Consider the following 19,195-nt stretch of genomic DNA (forward strand, 5'->3'; position numbering starts at 1 on the left):
CAGATGAGCGCACAGGACGTGACGCTGGCCGATCTGCCGCTGCGCGAAAACCTGCGCGGGAAGTCGCCTTACGGAGCGCCGCAATTGGTGGTTCCGGTGCGGCTCAACACCAACGAGAACCCGCATCCGCCGACTCAGGCCCTGATCGACGACGTCGCCGCATCGGCCCGCGCAGCCGCCGCCGAACTGCACCGCTATCCCGACCGTGACGCGGTGGCGTTGCGGACCGACCTGGCGGCTTACCTCACCGCGGCCACCGGTGTGCACCTCACCGTCGACAACCTCTGGGCGGCAAACGGTTCCAACGAGATCCTGCAGCAGCTGCTGCAGGCCTTCGGCGGGCCGGGCCGCACCGCGATCGGGTTCGTGCCGTCGTATTCGATGCACCCGATCATCTCGGACGGCACCCAGACCGACTGGCTGCAGGCTGCCCGCGCCGCAGACTTCGGACTCGACGTAGACGCAGCCGTTGCCGCCATAAAAGAGCGCTCACCCGACGTGGTGTTCGTGGCGAGCCCCAACAACCCGTCGGGCCAAAGTGTTTCGATCGCGGACCTGCGCCGTCTGCTGCAGGCGATGCCGGGGGGCATCTTGATCGTCGACGAGGCCTACGGCGAGTTCTCGTCGCAGCCCAGCGCGGTCACCCTGATCGACGAGTTCCCGGCCAAGCTGATCGTCACCCGCACGATGAGCAAGGCGTTCGCCTTCGCCGGCGGTCGGCTCGGATATCTGGCCGCCGCACCCGCGGTGATCGATGCGCTGCTGTTGGTGCGTCTGCCATATCACCTGTCCGTGCTCACCCAGGCCGCCGCGTGTGCGGCACTGAGGCACGCCGACGACACCCTGGCCAGTGTCGCGACCTTGGCCGCCGAACGTGACCGGGTGAGCGCTGAGCTGACCCGCCTCGGGTACCGCGTGATCCCCAGCGACGCGAACTTCGTGTTGTTCGGTCCGTTCCGCGACGCCCCGGCCAGCTGGCAGCGCTACCTGGACAAGGGAATCCTCATCCGCGACGTCGGTATCCCCGGCTTCCTGCGCACCACGATCGGTCTGGCCGAGGAGAACGACGCGTTCCTGGCCGCCAGCGCCGATCTGTCCGCCACCGAACTTCAGCCAGCCAACAGCCCGGTAGGAGCATCGTGACCCGTCGCGCGAAAGTCGAACGCAAGACCAGGGAATCCGACATCGTCGTCGAGATCGACCTCGACGGCACCGGTGTCGTCGACATCGACACCGGTGTCCCGTTCTTCGACCACATGCTGACCGCGCTGGGCACCCACGCCAGCTTCGACCTCACGGTGCACGCCAAGGGCGACATCGAGATCGAGGGGCACCACACGATCGAGGACACCGCGATCGTGCTGGGCCAGGCGCTCGGCCAGGCCCTCGGTGACAAGAAGGGCATCCGCCGGTTCGGCGACGCGTTCATCCCGATGGACGAGACCCTCGCGCACGCCGCGGTCGACGTGTCCGGCCGGCCGTACTTCGTGCACACGGGGGAGCCGGAGTTCATGGTGGAGTTCACCATCGCCGGATCGCAGGCGCCGTACCACACCGTGATCAACCGGCACGTGTTCGAATCGCTGGCGTTCAATGCCCGTATCGCATTGCACGTGCGCACGCTCTACGGTCGTGACCCGCACCACATCACCGAGGCGCAGTACAAGGCGGTGGCCCGCGCGTTGCGACAGGCCGTCGAGTACGACGCCCGGGTCACCGGCGTTCCGTCGACCAAAGGCACTCTGTGACCAAGAAAGTCATCGTTCTCGATTACGGATCGGGCAATCTGCGCTCGGCTCAGCGCGCGCTGGAGCGGGTCGGTGCCGACGTCGAAGTGACGGCCGATCCGGGTGCTGCCGCGGCAGCCGACGGCCTGGTGGTGCCGGGTGTCGGTGCGTTCGAGGCCTGCATGACCGGGCTCCGGGCGATCGGAGGCGAGAAGATCATTGCCGACCGCTTGCAGCACGGCCGTCCGGTGCTGGGTGTCTGCGTCGGCATGCAGATCCTGTTCGCCCGCGGAGTGGAGTTCGGAACGGAGTCCACCGGTTGCGGGCAGTGGCCCGGTTCGGTGACCCGACTGGACGCCCCGGTGATTCCGCACATGGGTTGGAATGTCGTCGACGCCGCTCCCGGCAGCACCCTGTTCAAGGGGCTCGACGCCGCCACGCGCTTTTATTTCGTGCATTCGTACGCCGCCCAGGAGTGGTCCGGTAATCCGGACGCACTGGTCACCTGGGCGACGCATCACGTGCCGTTCATCGCCGCCGTCGAAGACGGCGCGTTGTCGGCCACGCAATTTCATCCGGAGAAGAGCGGTGACGCCGGTGCGACGCTGCTCGCGAATTGGGTTGAGGGACTGTGAGTTTGATTCTGTTGCCGGCTGTCGACGTGGTGGACGGCAAAGCGGTGCGTCTCGTGCAGGGCAAGGCAGGCAGCGAGACCGACTACGGTTCGGCGCTGGAGGCCGCGCAGACCTGGCAGCGTGACGGCGCCGAGTGGATCCACCTGGTGGACCTGGACGCCGCCTTCGGACGCGGCAGCAACCGTGATCTGCTGGCCGATCTGGTCGGCAAGCTCGACGTGAAAGTCGAACTGTCCGGCGGCATCCGCGATGACGAGTCGTTGAAGGCCGCCATGGACAGCGGCTGCGCCCGGGTGAACATCGGCACCGCGGCGCTGGAAAGTCCCGAGTGGTGCCGCCGCGCCATCGCCGAATACGGCGACCGGGTAGCAGTCGGGCTGGACGTGCAGTTCGAGAACGACAGCTGGCGACTGCGGGGCCGTGGCTGGGAAACCGACGGTGGTGACCTGTGGGAGGTCCTGGATCGCCTTGATCGCGAAGGGTGTTCGCGGTACGTCGTCACCGACGTCACCAAGGACGGCACCCTCACGGGCCCCAATCTGGAACTGCTGGCGGCGGTAGCGGACCGCACCGACGCCCCGGTGATCGCCTCGGGCGGGGTGTCCAGCCTGGACGATCTCCGTGCGATCGCCACCCTGACCGGCCACGGAGTCGAGGGCGCGATCGTCGGGAAAGCGCTCTACGCCGAACGATTCACCTTGCCGCAGGCGCTGGCCGCGGTCAGCGGATAAGCGGGTGGCAGCCCTGGATCCGTCGAAGTTGGCCGCACTGGTAGATGCGGCGACCGAGATCCTCGACGCGGCGTCGGTGCCCTTCATCGCCGGCCACCGCGCCGATTCCGCGGTGAGCAAGCAGGGCAACGACTTCGCCACCGAGGTCGATCTCGCGATCGAACGGCAGGTGGTGCGGGCGCTGACCGAGGCCACCGGGATCGGAGTCCACGGCGAGGAATTCGGCGGCGAGCCCATCGATTCGCCGCTGGTGTGGGTGCTCGACCCGATCGACGGCACGTTCAACTACGCGGCCGGATCCCCGATGGCGGCCATTCTGCTCGGCCTGTTGGCCGATGGCGAGCCGGTCGCCGGACTGACCTGGCTGCCGTTCACCGGACAGCGCTACTCGGCGCTGGCCGGAGGTCCGGTGCGGGACAACGGCACCGCGCTGCCACAACTGGGATCACCGACCCTGACCGATTCGATCGTCGGCATCCAGACCTTCAACATCGCTTCCCGCGGCCGATTCCCCGGCCGCTACCGGGTCGAGGTGCTGTCCAACCTGAGCCGGGTGTGCTCGCGGATTCGGATGCACGGCGCCACCGGAGTGGACCTGGCCTACGTCGCCGCCGGAATCCTGGGCGGGGCCATCAGTTTCGGGCACCACATCTGGGACCATGCCGCCGGGGTGGCGCTGGTCCGGGCCGCCGGGGGCATCGTGACGGACCTGGCCGGCGATCCATGGACGGCCGAGTCCAAGTCGGCGCTGGCCGCCGCGCCCGGCGTGCACGAACGCATGCTGGAAATCGTGAAATCCGCTGGCAATCCGGAGGACTACCTGTGAGCACCATCAGTGACGTGGCAACGAGGGTCATCCCGTGCCTCGACGTCGACGCCGGCCGGGTGGTCAAGGGGGTCAACTTCGAGAACTTGCGTGATGCGGGTGATCCCGTCGAACTCGCCGCCGCCTATGACGCCGAGGGTGCTGACGAGCTGACCTTCCTCGACGTGACTGCGTCGTCGTCGGGGCGGGCCACCATGCTCGAGGTGGTCAAGCGCACCGCCGAGCAGGTCTTCATCCCGCTCACCGTCGGTGGCGGTGTGCGCGCCGTCGAAGATGTCGATGTGCTGCTGCGCGCCGGCGCCGACAAGGTGTCGGTCAACACCGCCGCGATCGCGCGGCCCGAACTGCTGGCCGAGATGGCCCGCCAGTTCGGTTCTCAGTGCATCGTGCTCAGCGTCGACGCCCGCACCGTGCCTGCCGGCGATCAGCCCACCCCGTCGGGGTGGGAGGTCACAACCCACGGCGGGCGCCGCGGCACCGGACTCGACGCGATCGAGTGGGCCGCGCGCGGTGCCGAACTCGGGGTCGGCGAGATCCTGCTCAACTCGATGGATCGCGACGGCACCAAGGCCGGGTTCGACCTGCCGATGCTGCGCGCGGTGCGTGCCGCGGTCGGGGTCCCGGTGATCGCCAGCGGCGGTGCCGGTGCGGTGGCCGATTTCGCCCCTGCTGTGCAGGCCGGAGCGGATGCGGTGCTGGCCGCCAGCGTGTTCCATTTCCGCGAACTGACCATCGCCCAGGTGAAGGCTGCGATGGCGGCGGAAGGGATCACGGTCCGATGAGCGTCCTGGATCCGAAAATCGCCGCGCGGTTGAAACGCAACGCCGAAGGGCTGTTCAGCGCGGTGGCGCAGGAGCGGTCCACCGGTCAGGTGCTGATGGTCGCCTGGATGGACGACGACGCGCTGGCCCGCACCCTGGAAACCCGTGAGGCGACATATTTTTCGCGCTCGCGCGGTGAGCAGTGGGTCAAGGGTCTGACGTCGGGACACACGCAGTACGTGCATTCGGTCCGGCTGGACTGTGACGGCGACACGGTGCTGCTGGAGGTCGATCAGATCGGTGCCGCCTGCCACACCGGTGCCCACACCTGCTTCGACGCCGACCAGTTGCTGGCACCTGAGGCGTAAGGACATCGAGACTGCACTCAGGGACGAGATCAGCCGGATTTTTGTCCCTGGCTTCAGTCTCGCTGATGGTCGAAGCGCCCGAACCGCGTTGCGGTCCCCGGGCTTGTCGGTGGTGTCGTTGACAATGGCGGGGTGACCGACACCGGAGCGCGCGCCGACGGCGATTCCGCCGAAGCCCGCAAAGCGCGCGGTGCATTCTTCACCCCGGCCCAGATCACTGATTACCTCGCACAGTGGGCAGTGCGCTCGGCCGATGAGCGGATCCTCGAGCCTTCGGCCGGGGACGCGGCCTTCCTGGTGGCCGCTACCCGCCGGCTGCAGCAGTTGGGTGCCGAACACCCGGAGCTGCACGGCATCGAGATCCACCGGTCCAGCGCGGCCACCGCGCGCCGCCGGGTTACCGAGGCCGGGGGACGGGCGCACATCCGGACCGCGGATTTCTTCGCCGTCGAGCCGCGGGCCGAGTACACCGCGGTGATCGGTAACCCGCCCTACATCCGCTACCAGGAATTCCGGGGTGCGACGCGGGCGCAGTCGCGGCGGGCCGCGCTCAAGGCCGGGGTCACGCTGTCGGGGCTGGCATCGAGTTGGGCAGCGTTCACCGTGCATGCCGCCCTGTTCCTGCGGCCGGGAGGGCGGCTGGCTCTGGTGCTGCCCGCCGAGCTGCTCAGTGTCAACTATGCGGCCGCGGTGCGGAAGTTCCTGTTCGATCGCTTCGCCAGCGTCGAGCTGGTGATGTTCGACGAGCAGGTGTTCCCGGAGGCCGAGGCCGACGTGGTCCTGCTCCTGGCCGACGGCTTTGGGGGCGGGCCAACCGGTCACGCCGTCATCCATCGGGCCCGCAATGCGGCGTCGCTGACATCTGAACTCGCACAACGGCGTTGGTCCCCTCGGGATCCCTCAGACAAATGGGTCAGCGGCCTGATCGGCAACGCACCGGTGGATGCGCTCCACGGCCTGCACGAGGCAGGGCAGTTCTGTGTGCTGGAGACCTGGGGTGACACCACGCTGGGCATGGTGACCGGCAACAACAGCTTCTTCGCGCTGTCCCCGGAACGCGTGCGTGAACTCGGCCTGCGGCGCACCGACCTGCTGCCGTTGTCGCCGCCGGGCAGCGCACATCTCCGCGGCCTGACGTTGTCGGCCGAGCAGTTGGCCCACCTGGGGGAGGACGGGCGGTCGACGCACCTGTTCCGTCCGACCGGGACACCATCGGCCACCGCCCAGCGCTACATCGACGCCGGTCACGCCGCCGGGGTGCATCTGGCCTACAAGTGCCGGGTGCGCCGGCCCTGGTATCTGGTGCCGCTGGTGAATCCCGCTGACCTGCTGCTGACCTGCATGAACGCCGATACCCCGCGGTTGGTCACCAACCGGGCCAAGGCGCATCACCTCAACTCGGTGCACGGCGTGTACCTGCGCGACGGGCTGCGGACGCTGGGCCGCGACCTGCTCGGGATGGCCGCGCTGAACTCGGTGACGGTGCTGCACGCCGAGATCGTCGGGCGCTCCTACGGCGGCGGCATCCTGAAGATCGAACCCCGCGAAGCCGACCGTTGGCTGGTTCCCTCGCCCGACCTGGTGGCTGCTCGCGCCGACGAATTGCGGGCGGTGCGCCGACGCGTCGCAGCGCTGTTGGAGCGCGGTCGGCTGCTCGAGGCGACCCGCATCGTCGACGACGCGTTGGGGCTGGCGGACCGAATCGTCCTGGAACCCGTTCGGACGGCGCGCGATTCATTGGCGACCCGCCGGACGGTAAGGTCTCGGCGTGCCCGCTGAACCGTCGACCAAAGCCACCGCGTGGGCCATCTTCGACCGCATTGTGGCCGATGCGGCACCGGGGGGCGTACACACCAACCCCTGGGTGCGGGTGGCCGGCGAGTTGAGCTTCGTCCCCGATTTCCGGGTGCTGCGCAAGCTGCTCGGGGTGCCGCTGTTCCTGGACGCGCCGTCCACCACCGGCGTTCCGGCGCTGGCACTGGATGTGTGGCTGGCCTACGAGCTGCGGCGCGCCGGATTTGATCCGGATGCGGTGTGGCCCAGAGCGACAGATCCGCGGATCATGCCCAGTGCCATCGCCAGTCTGCTTGAGGCGTTGCCGCAAAAAGAACGGCACCTGATCGAGCAGCGGCTGAAGCGGTCGATGAAAGGTGTTGCCGCGTCGAGCGCCAGTGTGCTGGGCAAGCACTACATGAAGCAGGTCGACGTGGTGATGTCGGACTGGGACACCGGTCCGGAATTGCTGATCAGCACCAAACGGATGGATTCCAGCTTCGGCAAGAATGCGGCGAACCGCGTCGAGGAAAGCTACGGCGACGCCAAGAATCTGCGCTTACGCCACCCGTTGTCGGCGCTCGGATTCGTCTACGGCCTGCGCTCGACGATCCTGACCACGGAACCGGACAAGGCCGAGTGGCTCATCGACCTGCTGGGCAAGCTCGGTACCGAGGACGACGCCTATCACGCGGTGGCGCTGGTGATGATCGACTACGACTCTGAGGTCGCCGAGTCCGCGGACGAGGAAGTCGACAGCATCGAAAAGGCCGAGCCGGACGCGCTGTTCGAGATCGTGGACGTCGCCACGGCCGCCGTCGACGAGGCGTTGGCGGCCCTGCCCGACATCGCGATCCGGCACGACACGGTGCCGCCCGAGCTGCAGCCCTCGCGTTTTCTGGCCACCATGGTCAACCGCGTCATCGACACCACACCGGTGACCCGGCACCGTGAGGCGCGCCGGCGTCGTAACACGCCGGCCGACGCCTGACGGAATCGCCGAAATCAACGCAAAGGTCGCAAATTCGCACTGCGAACGACGTTTGCGTTGATCTCGCGGAACCTCACAACACCCGCGAGCTCGCCTTGGCCCGCGCACTCCAGCGGCCGTCGTGATACCCGACCACCACCGGATGGGCGAAGGCCTCGCTGACGTGCTCGGTGTTGACGACCTCGCGAGCCGCACCGCTGGCCACCGTGCGGCCCTGCGCGATCAGCAGGGCGTGCGTGGTGCTGGTGGGCAGTTCCTCGAGGTGATGGGTGACCAGGATCGAGGCCATGTCGGGATGTGAGTCATCCAGTGTGTCAAGGGTTTCCAGCAGCTGTTCGCGGGCCGCCACATCCAGGCCGGTGGTCGGCTCGTCCAGCAACAACAGCCGCGGATCAGCGATCAGTGCGCGCGCGATCAGGGTGCGGCCGCGCTCTCCCTGAGACAACGTAGGCCAGATCGCGTCGGCACGGGCCGACAACCCCACGGTGTCGATCAGCTCCTCGGCCCGGCGCACCTGCTCGGCGGTGGGCGTCCAGTGCGCTGCGATGTCGATGGTGGCGGTGATGCCGGTGAGCACCACCTCACGCACAGTGAGCGGATACTGCAGGCGATGCCGGGGATTCACGTGACCGATGGAGCGGCGCAGCACGGCCAGGTCGGTACGGCCCATCTGGCCGCCGAGCACCTGCACGGTCCCCGTCGTCGGAAACGTCACGGCCGCACAGAAACCCAGCAGCGTACTCTTGCCGGCACCATTGGGGCCCAAGAGTGCCCAGTGCTCACCCGACAGCACGGTCAGTGAGATGCCGTCGATGATCTGCTTGCCGTCACGGCGGAAGGTCACATCGGTGATGTCGAGGACCGGGGTCATGCGAAAGACTCCTTCAATGAGCTCAAATGGGTTCTGCTGGCCGCTGCGGCGGCCTCGGGATCGCGGGCGACGATCGCGTCGGCCAGCTGCTGGTGCAGATCGTGATCACAGGGTTCGGACGCGATCGGGCGGATCTTGAGCATGTCGATCATCGCCAGCCGCAGCCTGGGCAGGAACGCGTCGAACAACTGGATCAACACCTCGTTGTGGGCCGCGGCGATCACCGTGCGGTGAAACGCCATATCCGCGTCGACGTGATCGGGTACCGACTGTCCCACCACACCGCGAGCGGCCAGGGTACGACGTATCGCACGCAGATCGGCGGGGGTACGCCGGGTGGCGGCCAGCGCGGCGGCCTCGGCTTCGATGGCGATCCGTGCCTCGATCACCGACACGATGGTGGCGCGGCGCAGCACGGTGTCCCAGTCTTCGGCCGCATCGAGTGCGGTGACGAACACCCCCGCACCCTGGCGGCTCTCCAGCACGCCCTTGCCGGACAGTTCGCGGATCGCTTCGCGCAGGGTGGAGCGGCCCACGCCGAGCTGGGCGGCCAGTGTCGTCTCACCGGGAAGTCGATGGCCCAGCGGCCATTCACCCTGGCGGATGCGCGTCAGGAGAAGCTGGGCGGTCTGGGTCGCCAGCGGGTGACGCTGAACTTGGGACGTCATCTGAACCTGTCTACTTGTCTGAGGAGTTATGTATAGTCTAGCCATCATGACGCGCGTCCTCCTCCTTAGCCGCCGCGGCGGGGCCTGAATCGACCGGCCCCCTGCCGTGGGGCTGTGTTGCGCCGGTCGAAACTCAAACCCGACCGAAAGCGCCCTCATGACCACTTCTGCATTTCCCACCATCGAAACCCCAGCCGGAGACGTCCCCGCGAACGCACCGGACTGGAACCGGCAGCGCCACTCCCAGATGCCGTCGCACCGCTACGCTTCCGTCTACGACCGCGTCGAAGTCCCTCTGGTTCAACGAGATTGGCCCACGGCACGGATCCACGCCGCGCCGCTGTGGGTGCCGGTGGACCTGCGCGACGGCAACCAGGCGCTGGCCGAGCCGATGGACCCGGCCCGCAAGCGCCGTTTCTTCGAGCTGCTGGTGGCCATGGGCTACAAGGAGATCGAGGTCGGCTATCCATCGGCGTCGCAGACCGACTTCGATTTCGTCCGGCTGCTGGCGGAGTCCGACATCGCCCCGCCGGACGTCACCATTGTGGTGTTCGTGCCGGCACGCCGCGATCTCATCGAGCGGACCGTGGACTCGGTCCGCGGCATCGGCAACGACGTCGTGATCCACATGTACACCGCGACCGCACCCACCTGGCGCGACGTGGTGCTGGGCAAGGACCGCACCGAACTGCGGGACCTGATCCTGGCCGGTGCCCGTGACGTCCTCGAATTCACCGAAGGCATGCCCAACGTCCGGTTCGAATTCTCCCCGGAGGTGTTCAACCTCACCGAGCCGGATTTCGTTCTGGAGCTGTGCGACGCGGTGACCGAGCTGTGGCAGGCCACCCCGGATCGCCCAGTCATCCTGAACCTGCCGGCCACCGTCGAGATCGCCACCCCGAACGTATACGCCGACCAGATCGAGTACATGCACCGCAATGTGTCTCGTCGCAACAGCGTCATCCTGTCAGTGCATCCCCACAACGACCGGGGAACCGGCATCGCCTGCGCTGAGCTCGCGGTGCTGGCCGGTGCGCAGCGGGTGGAGGGGTGCGTGTTCGGCAACGGTGAACGCACCGGCAATGTCGACATCGCCACCTTGGCGCTGAATCTGCATGCCCAGGGCGTGGATCCGATGATCGACTTCTCCGACATCGACGAGATCGCGCGCACTGTCAGTCACTGCACGCGCATGCCGATTCACGAGCGTCACCCCTACGTCGGGGACATGGTGCACACGGCGTTCTCCGGAACACACCAGGATGCGATCAAGAAGGGCTTCGCCGAACATCGCCGGCGCGCCGCGGCAACCGGACAACCCGAGAACGAAATCGATTGGCGTGTCCCATATCTGCCGATCGACCCGGCCGACATCGGCCGCACCTACGATGCGGTGATCCGGGTGAACTCGCAGTCCGGCAAGGGCGGCATCGCCTACCTGCTGACCACCGACTACGGGTTGGAGTTGCCGCGCCGGCTGCAGATCGACTTCGCCCGCCACGTCCAGGCCCACACCGATGAAAGCGGTGCCGAGGTCACCGCCGCCGAACTGTTCGACCTGTTCGAGGCCACGTACCTCGACCCGGCAGGGCCGGTGCAGCTCAAGGACTGGCACACCGGTGGGGACGGCGCCGCAGCGGTCACGGACCTCACGTTGGTGTTCGACGGGCGCACCGTGGCCAGCAGCCATCGCGGCATCGGCCCCGTGGACGCGCTGCGGGCCGCGCTCGAGGAGATCGGCCATCGAATCGAGGTGCTGAGCCTGACCCAGCAGTCGATCGGCAGTACCGCCGTCAGCTACCTCGAGTACCGGTCAGCCGGTCGTACCGGCTGGGCGTGCGGTCGCAGCGATTCGGTGCTGGCCGCGTCGATGGCGGCGGTGCTGCGGGCGGTCAACGCGCCTTGAGCAGCTCCAGCGCCTTGTCGGCATGGGTGTCCATGCTGATCTCGCTGGAGATCACCCCGAGCACGGAGCGATCGGTGTCGATGACGAATGTGGTCCGCTTGACCGGCATGAGCTTGCCGAGCAGGCCCCGTTTGACCCCGAATTGGGCGGCCACCTTGCCGTCGGCGTCCGACAGCAACGGGTAGTCGAAGTTCTGGATGTCGGCGAACTTCGCCTGCTTGGCGACCGGGTCGGTACTGATACCGACCCGGGTCGCCCCGGCAGAGGCGAACTCCGCTGCCAGATCCCGGAAGTGACAGGCCTCCTTGGTGCATCCCGGAGTCATCGCCGCCGGATAGAAGAACAGCACCACTGGGCCGTCGGCGAGCAAGGTCGTCAGGCTGCGAATCGTGCCGGTCTGATCCGGCAGTTCGAACTCGGGAACGGAGTCACCCGTCCTGATCTGTGTCATGGCTGGCTACGCTACGCCGTCTGCATGCCGGGACCGTGGCGCCGATCTGGGAGAATTGTTCCCGTGCAAACCACAGCCACCCACGTGCCGGGATCCTCGGGCGCCGGCTCATCGCTTGCGGTCACCACATCACGCGAGGATTTCCGGGCGCTGGCCGCCGAGCACCGGGTCGTCCCGGTGACCCGCAAGGTGCTGGCCGATAGCGAGACGCCGTTGTCGGCGTACCGCAAGCTCGCCGCCAACCGTCCGGGCACGTTCCTGCTGGAATCGGCCGAGAACGGTCGCTCCTGGTCGCGTTGGTCGTTCATCGGTGCCGGCGCTCCGTCGGCGCTGACGGTTCGCGGCAACGAGGCGGTGTGGCTCGGGACTGCCCCCAAGGATGCGCCCAGCGGCGGTGAGCCGTTGGCCGCATTGCGGGCCACCCTGGAACTGCTGCAGACCGAGGCGATGCCGGACCTGCCGCCGCTGTCGTCGGGGTTGGTGGGGTACTTCGCCTACGACATGGTGCGCCGGCTGGAACGGCTCCCGGAGTTGGCGGTCGACGATCTCGGCCTGCCGGACATGGTGCTGCTGCTGGCCACTGACATCGCCGCCGTCGACCATCACGAGGGCACCATCACCCTGATCGCCAACGCGGTGAACTGGAACGGTACGGACGAGCGCGTCGACGAGGCCTACGACGACGCGGTGGCTCGGCTGGATGTGATGACCGCCGCCCTGGGTCAGCCGCTGCCGTCGACGGTCGCCACGTTCAGCCGGCCGGTGCCCGAGCACCGCGCGCAGCGCACGGTGGAGGAATACACCGCGATCGTGGAGAAACTGGTCGGCGACATCGAGGCCGGCGAAGCCTTCCAGGTGGTGCCCTCGCAGCGGTTCGAGATGGATACCGCCGCGGACCCGATCGACGTGTACCGGATGTTGCGGGTGACCAATCCCAGTCCGTACATGTACCTGCTCAATGTCCCCGATGCCGATGGCGGGCTGGACTTCTCGGTCGTCGGCTCCAGCCCCGAGGCGCTGGTCACGGTGAAGGACGGCAGGGCCACCACCCACCCGATCGCCGGAACCCGGTGGCGCGGCAGCAGCGAGGAAGAAGACGTGCTGCTGGAAAAGGAACTGCTGGCCGACGAGAAGGAGCGCGCCGAGCACCTGATGCTGGTCGATCTGGGCCGCAACGATCTGGGGCGGGTGTGCCGCCCGGGCACGGTGCGGGTCGAGGACTACAGCCACATCGAGCGCTACAGCCATGTCATGCACCTGGTGTCCACGGTGACGGGCGAGCTGGCCGAGGGGAAGACCGCGCTGGACGCCGTGACGGCATGCTTCCCGGCCGGCACGCTGTCGGGGGCGCCCAAGGTGCGGGCCATGGAGTTGATCGAGGAGGTCGAGAAGACCCGACGGGGCCTGTACGGCGGGGTGCTGGGGTATCTCGATTTCGCGGGCAACGCCGACTTCGCGATCGCCATCCGTACCGCTCTGATGCGCAACGGCACCGCTTATGTGCAGGCCGGCGGGGGAGTCGTGGCCGATTCCAACGGTCTCTACGAGTACAACGAGTCGGCAAACAAGGCGAAAGCCGTGCTCAACGCCATCGCGGCCGCCGACACATTGGCCGAGCCGTGACGCGGGCGGCGCAGGCGCTGTTCGTCGTCTCCGCGGTGGCGCTGTGGGTGGCATCGCGGATGACCTGGGTCCAGGTGAATTCGGCGGACGGGCTGGGCCAGCCCAAAACCACGACGCTGACGGGTGCGTCCTGGTCCACCGCATTGATCCCGCTGGCGTTGCTGGTGCTGGCCGCCGCAGTGGCCGCGCTGGCGGTCCACGGCTGGGCACTGCGGTTGCTGGCATTGCTGATCGCAGTGGCCAGTGCGGGCATGGGCTACCTGGCGATCAGCCTGTGGGTGATCAAGGATGTCGCTGTGCGGGCCGCTGACCTGGCAGAAGTGCCGCTCGCGCAGTTGACCGCGACCAGCCGTTCCTATGGGGGCGCCGTCCTGACCCTGGTCGCCGCGGTGTGTGCGCTGGTCGGTGCGGTGATGCTCATGCGCTCGGCCAACCGTACGAAGCGCGGCATTGCAGGGCGGTACGCGGCGCCGGCAGCGCGGCGTGAGGCGGTCAAGAGCGACGACAGTGGTGAGCCGATGTCCGAGCGGATGCTCTGGGATGCCCTGGACGAAGGACAGGATCCGACCGGCGACGGCGGCGATCCAGACAATAAGGGCCGGTGAATGGTGAAGGTGTGGCGACGGCTACCCTTCGAGGGAGGGCAACCGGGACCGGCCCGGAGGCACCAGAAAGGAACCGACGGGCGATGAGTTCGGCCACAGTGCTCGACTCCATTATCGAGGGAGTCCGCGCCGACGTAGCCGCCCGCGAAGCCGTTATCAGCCTGGCTGATATCAAGGCGCGGGCCCAGGATGCACCTCCGCCGCTCAACGTGATGGCTGCGTTGCGGGAACCGGGAATTGCCGTGATCGCCGAGGTGAAGCGTGCGAGCCCGTCCCGGGGCGAGTTGGCCAACATCGCCGACCCGGCGCAGTTGGCGCAGGCTTACGAGGCCGGCGGTGCGCGGATTATCAGCGTGCTCACCGAGCAGCGCAGGTTCAACGGCTCACTCGCCGACCTGGACGCGGTGCGTGCTGCGGTGTCAATCCCGGTGCTGCGCAAGGACTTTATTGTCAAGCCGTACCAGATCCATGAGGCTCGGGCGCATGGCGCCGACCTGTTGCTGCTGATCGTGGCGGCTCTCGAGCAGCCGGTTCTGGAATCGCTGTTGGAGCGCACGGAATCGCTCGGGATGACGGCACTCGTGGAGGTGCACACCGAAGAAGAGGCCGACCGGGCGTTGCAGGCCGGGGCCAAGCTGATCGGTGTCAACGCCCGCGACCTCAAGACGCTGGAAGTCGACCGCGACTGCTTCGCCCGGATCGCGCCGGGGTTGCCCAGCAATGTCATCCGTGTCGCGGAGTCCGGCATTCGCGGAACCGCTGACCTGCTGGCGTACGCCGGCGCGGGTGCCGATGCCGTGCTGGTCGGTGAGGGCTTGGTGACCAGCGGGGATCCCCGCAGCGCGGTCGCCGATCTGGTCACCGCCGGTACGCACCCGTCCTGCCCGAAACCGGCTCGCTGAACCAGGCAATGAGCCGCTTGCACGAAAAGACACTTTGATGGCGGATCTCGCGGGGCCCGAATTGCCCCGTACCAGCGCAGGCGTTGCCGAACCCACCGTTCACGATCCTGACGTACTGGGGCATTTCGGCTCGTACGGGGGCCGGTTGGTTCCCGAGGCACTGATGGCGGTGATCGAAGAGGTCACCGCGGCCTATGAGAAGGCCCGTGGTGACCAAGCCTTCCTCGACGAACTCGACCGGTTGCAGCGGCACTACAGCGGTCGGCCGTCGCCGCTGTACGAGGCCACCCGGCTGGCCGAGCATGCCGGTGGCGCACGCATCTTCCTCAAACGAGAAGACCTGAACCACACCGGTTCTCACAAGATCAACAACGTTCTGGGGCAGGCGCTGCTGGCGCGCCAGATGGGCAAGACGCGCGTCATCGCCGAGACCGGGGCCGGCCAGCACGGCGTGGCCACCGCCACCGCGTGTGCGCTGCTCGGTCTGGAATGTGTCGTGTACATGGGCGCGGTGGATACCGCCCGCCAGGCCCTCAACGTCGCGCGGATGCGCCTCCTCGGCGCCACCGTGGTGTCGGTCGAGGCCGGATCCAAAACCCTCAAGGACGCGATCAACGAGGCGTTCCGGGACTGGGTCACCAACGCCGACAACACTTATTACTGCTTCGGGACGGCGGCGGGCCCGCATCCGTTCCCGCTGATGGTGCGTGATTTCCAGCGGGTCATCGGGTTGGAGGCCCGGGCGCAGATCCTCGACCAGGCCGGCCGCCTCCCCGACGCGGTGACCGCGTGCGTCGGTGGCGGCTCGAACGCCATCGGGATCTTCCACGCCTTCATCGACGACCCGGCGGTGCGCCTGATCGGTTTCGAAGCCGCGGGCGACGGGGTGGAAACCGGTCGGCACGCTGCGACGTTCACCGGTGGTTCGCCAGGTGCATTCCAGGGATCGTTCTCCTACCTGCTGCAGGACGAGGACGGTCAGACGATCGAATCGCATAGCATCTCGGCCGGTTTGGACTACCCGGGTGTCGGGCCAGAGCATGCCTTCCTCAAAGACAGCGGTCGTGCCGAGTACCGGCCGGTCACCGACACCGAAGCGATGGACGCGTTCTCGCTGCTGTGCCGCCAGGAGGGCATCATCCCGGCGATCGAATCGGCACACGCGGTTGCCGGTGCGCTCAAGCTCGGACCTGAACTGGGCAGCGGAGCGATCATCGTGGTGAACTTGTCCGGGCGCGGTGACAAGGACGTCGAGACGGCGGCCAAGTGGTTCGGACTGCTCGATGAGGGGAGCGCGGGATGAGCCGGCTGGCGGAGTTGTTCGACGGCTGCCGCGCCGAGGGTCGCGCCGCACTCATCGGCTATCTGCCGACCGGGTTCCCCGATGTGCAGGCATCCATCGCCGCGATGACGGCGATGGTCGAATCCGGTTGCGATCTGGTGGAAGTCGGCGTGCCCTACTCGGACCCCGGGATGGACGGACCGACGATCGCCGCCGCCACCGAGGCCGCACTGGCGGGCGGTGTACGGGTGCGCGACACCCTGGCGGCAGTCGAGGCGATCAGCAACGCCGGCGGCCGCGCCGTGGTGATGACCTACTGGAATCCGGTGCTGCGCAAGGGCGTTGACACGTTTGCCCGCGACCTGGCTTCCGCTGGTGGCTACGGTCTGATCACCCCTGACCTGATCCCCGAAGAAGCCGTCGACTGGATCGCCGCATCTGAGGAACACAATCTGGACCGGATCTTCCTGGTCGCCCCGTCCTCGACGCCGGAGCGGCTCGCGGCCACGGTGAACGCCTCGCGCGGCTTTGTCTACGCCGCGTCGACGATGGGCGTCACCGGGGCGCGTGATGTCGTCTCGAACGCGGCGCCGGAGTTGGTGCGTCGCGTGAAGGAAGTGTCCGACATTCCCGTCGGGGTGGGGTTGGGCGTGCGCTCGGGAGCTCAGGCCGCCGAGATCGGCGCCTACGCCGACGGCGTCATCGTCGGGTCGGCATTGGTGTCGGCCCTGCAGGAGGGGCTGGATTCATTGCGGCGCCTCACCGAAGAACTGGCCAACGGCGTTAGGCAGAGGATTTCAGCTTGACCACTACCGTGCTCGCGTATTTGCCCAGCCCGTCACAGGGCGTCTGGCATCTGGGGCCGGTGCCGATCCGCGCTTACGCGCTCTGCATCATCGTGGGCATCATCGCCGCGCTGATGATCGGCGACCGGCGTTGGCAGGCGCGGGGCGGGCAAGCCGGCGTCATCTATGACATCGCCTTGTGGGCAGTGCCTTTCGGTCTCGTCGGTGGTCGGCTGTACCACGTCATGACGGACTGGACCACGTATTTCGGACCCACCGGCAAGGGGCTCGGTGCCGCATTCCAGGTGTGGCAGGGCGGCCTGGGAATCTGGGGCGCCGTCGCACTGGGTGGTGTCGGAGCCTGGATCGGGTGCCGTTCGCACGGGATACCGCTGCCGGCCTTCGGCGACGCGATCGCGCCCGGGATCATCCTGGCCCAGGCCATCGGCCGGCTCGGAAACTATTTCAACCAGGAGCTGTACGGCGGCGATACCACGCTGCCGTGGGGCCTGGAGATCTACAAGCGGGTGAATTCCCTCGGCGAGGCGGACTATCTCAACGGAGTGTCCACCGGCGAGGTGGAGCGGGTCGTACATCCCACATTCCTGTACGAGTTGCTGTGGAACCTATTGATTTTCGCGCTGCTGATCTGGGCCGACCGCAAGTTCAAACTCGGCCACGGCCGGCTGTTCGCGCTCTATGTGGCCGGCTACTGTGCGGGCCGATTCCTGGTCGAATTGATGCGCTCTGATCCGGCAACCGAGTTCGCCGGTATTCGCGTCAACACGTTTACCTCGACCTTCGTGTTCATCGGCGCCGTCGTCTACATCATGCTGGCGAGCAAGGGCCGAGAAGACCCGGCGACCTTGGCGGGCAAGAGCGACGAGGACGAGTCGACGGCCGATGAGCTCGGCAAGGAGCTTGTCGCCGCAGCGGCGACCTCCGGTGTTGTTGCGGCCGCCGCGGTGGCCGGACAAGACGACGACGAGGATGCCGACCACATGCATCCCGACGAGGTCGGCGCCAGCGAGGACGACGGAGCCGAAGCTGCCGCGGCAATCGAACTGAAGGCGATCGCTACCGAGCCGGACGACGAGTCCGAGGAAACCGAAGGCGAGGCCGAAGCCGAATCCGAGGAAGCCGGTGAGGCTGAGGACGCTGAGTCTGTCGAGTCGGCGGAGGCCGACGAGGAAGCTGAAGCAGAAACGGGCGAGGAGCCCGAGGATGCCGAAGCCGAAGCTGACGTCACTGAAGAGGCCGTAGAGGAGGCTGAGCCCGAGGCGGAGACTGAATCCGACGCCGATGAGGAAGCTGAGTCTGTCGAGTCGGTGGAGGCCGGTGAAGCAGTCGAGGCTGAAGCACTGGTAGCGGATGACGCCGAGGCCGAGGCCGACGAGGAAGCTGAAGCAGAAGTGGGCGAGGAGCCCGAGGATGCTGAAGCCGAAGCTGACGTCACTGAAGAGGCCGTAGAAGAGGCTGAGCCCGAGGCGGAGACCGAATCCGACGACGAGTCGATCGAGGCTGAAACGGCGGACGAGGCAGACAGTGGTGACGATGCCGAGTCTGTCGAGTCGGTGGAGGCCGGTGAAGCAGTCGAGGCTGAAGCACTGGAAGCGGATGACTCCGAGGCCGAGGCCGAAATCGAGGCCGACGAGGAAGCCGAAGCAGAAGTGGTCGAGGAGTCCGAGTCGGCTACCGGCGACGAGTCCGAGGACGCCGAAGGCGAGGCTGCCGCAGATTCCGAGGAAGCTGCCGACGAGGTCGCCGCTGAGGAATCCGCCGATGAGCCCGAAGGTGTTGAAGCTGAGGCCGACGTCACGGAAGAGGCCCTAGACGAGGTTGAGGCCCCGGTCGAGGCTGAAACGGCGGACGACGCCGACGGCGGTGACGAAGCTGTTGAGTCCTCGACCGCCGATGAGCCCGAGCCGGATGAGGCCGCGGTAGGCGAGAATCAAGCCGAACCCGAAGCCGAAGCCGAAGCCGAAGAGAGCGACAAGGCGGCGGATGCCGACGAGGAGGCCGAGCCTGCTGAGCAGGTCGACGTCGAGCCCGAAACCGATGATGTGGCCGCTGAATCCGCGGCAGACGAGGCTGAGGTCGAGTCCGAATCCGAGGATGACACTGAGTCTGACGCCGACGAGGCTGACGATGACGAGGCTGACGATGACGAGGCGGCAGGCGACACCGAGACCGAAACACCGGCTGTTTCCGAGCAGTCCGAGCCGGCCCCGCAAGGCGGCCGGGTGCGGCGCTGGTTCCGGCGTAACCGGTAACCACCCGCGCTCTGGCA

General features: G+C 67.4%; 19 protein-coding genes. 16 read left to right on the forward strand and 3 right to left on the reverse strand.

The window, feature by feature from the left end; genetic code table 11:
* Nucleotides 1-3 precede the first annotated feature (3 nt).
* The 9 genes from EYZ64_RS15460 to EYZ64_RS15500 all read left to right on the forward strand — a co-directional run bounded on the left by EYZ64_RS15460 (nucleotide 4) and on the right by EYZ64_RS15500 (nucleotide 7,812).
* Nucleotides 4-1,143, forward strand: coding sequence for a histidinol-phosphate transaminase (locus tag EYZ64_RS15460; protein WP_135454476.1), 1,140 nt, complete (start codon nucleotides 4-6; stop codon nucleotides 1,141-1,143).
* Nucleotides 1,140-1,748, forward strand: coding sequence for an imidazoleglycerol-phosphate dehydratase HisB (gene hisB, locus EYZ64_RS15465; protein WP_135454477.1), 609 nt, complete (start codon nucleotides 1,140-1,142; stop codon nucleotides 1,746-1,748). Before EYZ64_RS15460 ends, hisB begins: the two co-directional genes overlap by 4 nt.
* Nucleotides 1,745-2,362 (forward strand): imidazole glycerol phosphate synthase subunit HisH, encoded by a 618-nt coding sequence (gene hisH / locus EYZ64_RS15470; RefSeq protein WP_135454479.1) that lies wholly within the window; start codon nucleotides 1,745-1,747, stop codon nucleotides 2,360-2,362. The genes hisB and hisH overlap by 4 nt, the downstream gene beginning before the upstream one ends.
* A complete protein-coding gene (gene priA / locus EYZ64_RS15475; RefSeq protein ID WP_135454481.1) occupies nucleotides 2,359-3,093 on the forward strand; it encodes a bifunctional 1-(5-phosphoribosyl)-5-((5-phosphoribosylamino)methylideneamino)imidazole-4-carboxamide isomerase/phosphoribosylanthranilate isomerase PriA in 735 nt (244 codons plus the stop codon). The genes hisH and priA overlap by 4 nt, the downstream gene beginning before the upstream one ends.
* A 4-nt stretch (nucleotides 3,094-3,097) precedes the next feature.
* Nucleotides 3,098-3,919: an inositol monophosphatase family protein gene (locus tag EYZ64_RS15480; RefSeq protein ID WP_286174949.1), complete on the forward strand. Its 822-nt coding sequence runs from the start codon at nucleotides 3,098-3,100 to the stop codon at nucleotides 3,917-3,919.
* The gene (gene hisF / locus EYZ64_RS15485) at nucleotides 3,916-4,701 is read left to right on the forward strand and encodes an imidazole glycerol phosphate synthase subunit HisF (protein ID WP_135454483.1); all 786 of its coding nucleotides are present in this window, start codon (nucleotides 3,916-3,918) and stop codon (nucleotides 4,699-4,701) included. Before EYZ64_RS15480 ends, hisF begins: the two co-directional genes overlap by 4 nt.
* Nucleotides 4,698-5,048, forward strand: a complete 351-nt coding sequence (gene hisI / locus EYZ64_RS15490; protein WP_135454484.1) for a phosphoribosyl-AMP cyclohydrolase — start codon at nucleotides 4,698-4,700, stop codon at nucleotides 5,046-5,048. The genes hisF and hisI overlap by 4 nt, the downstream gene beginning before the upstream one ends.
* A gap of 132 nt (nucleotides 5,049-5,180) precedes the next feature.
* Nucleotides 5,181-6,827: an HsdM family class I SAM-dependent methyltransferase gene (locus tag EYZ64_RS15495; RefSeq protein WP_135454487.1), complete on the forward strand. Its 1,647-nt coding sequence runs from the start codon at nucleotides 5,181-5,183 to the stop codon at nucleotides 6,825-6,827.
* Nucleotides 6,817-7,812, forward strand: coding sequence for a hypothetical protein (locus EYZ64_RS15500; protein WP_135454488.1), 996 nt, complete (start codon nucleotides 6,817-6,819; stop codon nucleotides 7,810-7,812). The genes EYZ64_RS15495 and EYZ64_RS15500 overlap by 11 nt, the downstream gene beginning before the upstream one ends.
* Nucleotides 7,813-7,885: 73 nt before the next feature.
* On the opposite strand, the gene EYZ64_RS15505 is transcribed toward EYZ64_RS15500, so the two are convergent.
* Together EYZ64_RS15505 and EYZ64_RS15510 are read right to left on the reverse strand one after the other, a co-directional pair.
* On the reverse strand, nucleotides 7,886-8,683 hold the full coding sequence (locus tag EYZ64_RS15505) for an ABC transporter ATP-binding protein (RefSeq protein WP_135454490.1): 798 nt from the start codon (nucleotides 8,681-8,683) through the stop codon (nucleotides 7,886-7,888).
* Nucleotides 8,680-9,351: a FadR/GntR family transcriptional regulator gene (locus EYZ64_RS15510; RefSeq protein WP_135454492.1), complete on the reverse strand. Its 672-nt coding sequence runs from the start codon at nucleotides 9,349-9,351 to the stop codon at nucleotides 8,680-8,682. Before EYZ64_RS15510 ends, EYZ64_RS15505 begins: the two co-directional genes overlap by 4 nt.
* 157 nt (nucleotides 9,352-9,508) lie before the next feature.
* Between EYZ64_RS15510 and EYZ64_RS15515 the strand changes: the two genes are divergently transcribed.
* Nucleotides 9,509-11,257 (forward strand): 2-isopropylmalate synthase, encoded by a 1,749-nt coding sequence (locus tag EYZ64_RS15515; protein WP_135454494.1) that lies wholly within the window; start codon nucleotides 9,509-9,511, stop codon nucleotides 11,255-11,257.
* On the opposite strand, the gene EYZ64_RS15520 is transcribed toward EYZ64_RS15515, so the two are convergent.
* Entirely contained in the window at nucleotides 11,244-11,699 is a 456-nt protein-coding gene (locus EYZ64_RS15520) for a peroxiredoxin (protein ID WP_167858120.1), read from the reverse strand. The two genes, EYZ64_RS15515 and EYZ64_RS15520, sit on opposite strands and share 14 nt — an antisense overlap.
* 72 nt (nucleotides 11,700-11,771) lie before the next feature.
* On the opposite strand from EYZ64_RS15520, the gene EYZ64_RS15525 reads away from it, so the two are divergent.
* The 6 genes from EYZ64_RS15525 to lgt all read left to right on the forward strand — a co-directional run bounded on the left by EYZ64_RS15525 (nucleotide 11,772) and on the right by lgt (nucleotide 19,178).
* The gene (locus EYZ64_RS15525) at nucleotides 11,772-13,331 is read left to right on the forward strand and encodes an anthranilate synthase component I (RefSeq protein WP_135454498.1); all 1,560 of its coding nucleotides are present in this window, start codon (nucleotides 11,772-11,774) and stop codon (nucleotides 13,329-13,331) included.
* Nucleotides 13,328-13,936, forward strand: coding sequence for a TIGR02234 family membrane protein (locus EYZ64_RS15530; protein ID WP_135454500.1), 609 nt, complete (start codon nucleotides 13,328-13,330; stop codon nucleotides 13,934-13,936). Before EYZ64_RS15525 ends, EYZ64_RS15530 begins: the two co-directional genes overlap by 4 nt.
* 83 nt (nucleotides 13,937-14,019) lie before the next feature.
* The gene (trpC, locus tag EYZ64_RS15535) at nucleotides 14,020-14,838 is read left to right on the forward strand and encodes an indole-3-glycerol phosphate synthase TrpC (RefSeq protein ID WP_135454502.1); all 819 of its coding nucleotides are present in this window, start codon (nucleotides 14,020-14,022) and stop codon (nucleotides 14,836-14,838) included.
* A gap of 37 nt (nucleotides 14,839-14,875) precedes the next feature.
* Nucleotides 14,876-16,141, forward strand: a complete 1,266-nt coding sequence (gene trpB / locus EYZ64_RS15540) for a tryptophan synthase subunit beta (protein WP_135454504.1) — start codon at nucleotides 14,876-14,878, stop codon at nucleotides 16,139-16,141.
* Complete coding sequence (gene trpA, locus EYZ64_RS15545) at nucleotides 16,138-16,926, forward strand: tryptophan synthase subunit alpha (protein WP_135454507.1); 789 nt, start codon at nucleotides 16,138-16,140, stop codon at nucleotides 16,924-16,926. Before trpB ends, trpA begins: the two co-directional genes overlap by 4 nt.
* Entirely contained in the window at nucleotides 16,923-19,178 is a 2,256-nt protein-coding gene (gene lgt / locus EYZ64_RS15550; RefSeq protein ID WP_135454509.1) for a prolipoprotein diacylglyceryl transferase, read from the forward strand. The genes trpA and lgt overlap by 4 nt, the downstream gene beginning before the upstream one ends.
* Nucleotides 19,179-19,195 lie beyond the last annotated feature (17 nt).

Origin of the sequence: Mycobacterium sp. DL99, from assembly GCF_004762045.1 — a bacterium.
In the GTDB taxonomy this organism is placed as follows: Bacteria; Actinomycetota; Actinomycetes; order Mycobacteriales; family Mycobacteriaceae; genus Mycobacterium.

Coding starts and splice junctions, on each gene's coding strand:
- EYZ64_RS15460 (WP_135454476.1), top strand. CDS start 4: ATGAGCGCACAGGACGTGACGCTGGCCGATCTGCCGCTGCGCGAAAAC.
- hisI (WP_135454484.1), top strand. CDS start 4,698: ATGAGCGTCCTGGATCCGAAAATCGCCGCGCGGTTGAAACGCAACGCC.
- EYZ64_RS15505 (WP_135454490.1), bottom strand. CDS start 8,683: ATGACCCCGGTCCTCGACATCACCGATGTGACCTTCCGCCGTGACGGC.
- EYZ64_RS15510 (WP_135454492.1), bottom strand. CDS start 9,351: ATGACGTCCCAAGTTCAGCGTCACCCGCTGGCGACCCAGACCGCCCAG.
- EYZ64_RS15515 (WP_135454494.1), top strand. CDS start 9,509: ATGACCACTTCTGCATTTCCCACCATCGAAACCCCAGCCGGAGACGTC.
- trpC (WP_135454502.1), top strand. CDS start 14,020: ATGAGTTCGGCCACAGTGCTCGACTCCATTATCGAGGGAGTCCGCGCC.
- trpB (WP_135454504.1), top strand. CDS start 14,876: ATGGCGGATCTCGCGGGGCCCGAATTGCCCCGTACCAGCGCAGGCGTT.
- trpA (WP_135454507.1), top strand. CDS start 16,138: ATGAGCCGGCTGGCGGAGTTGTTCGACGGCTGCCGCGCCGAGGGTCGC.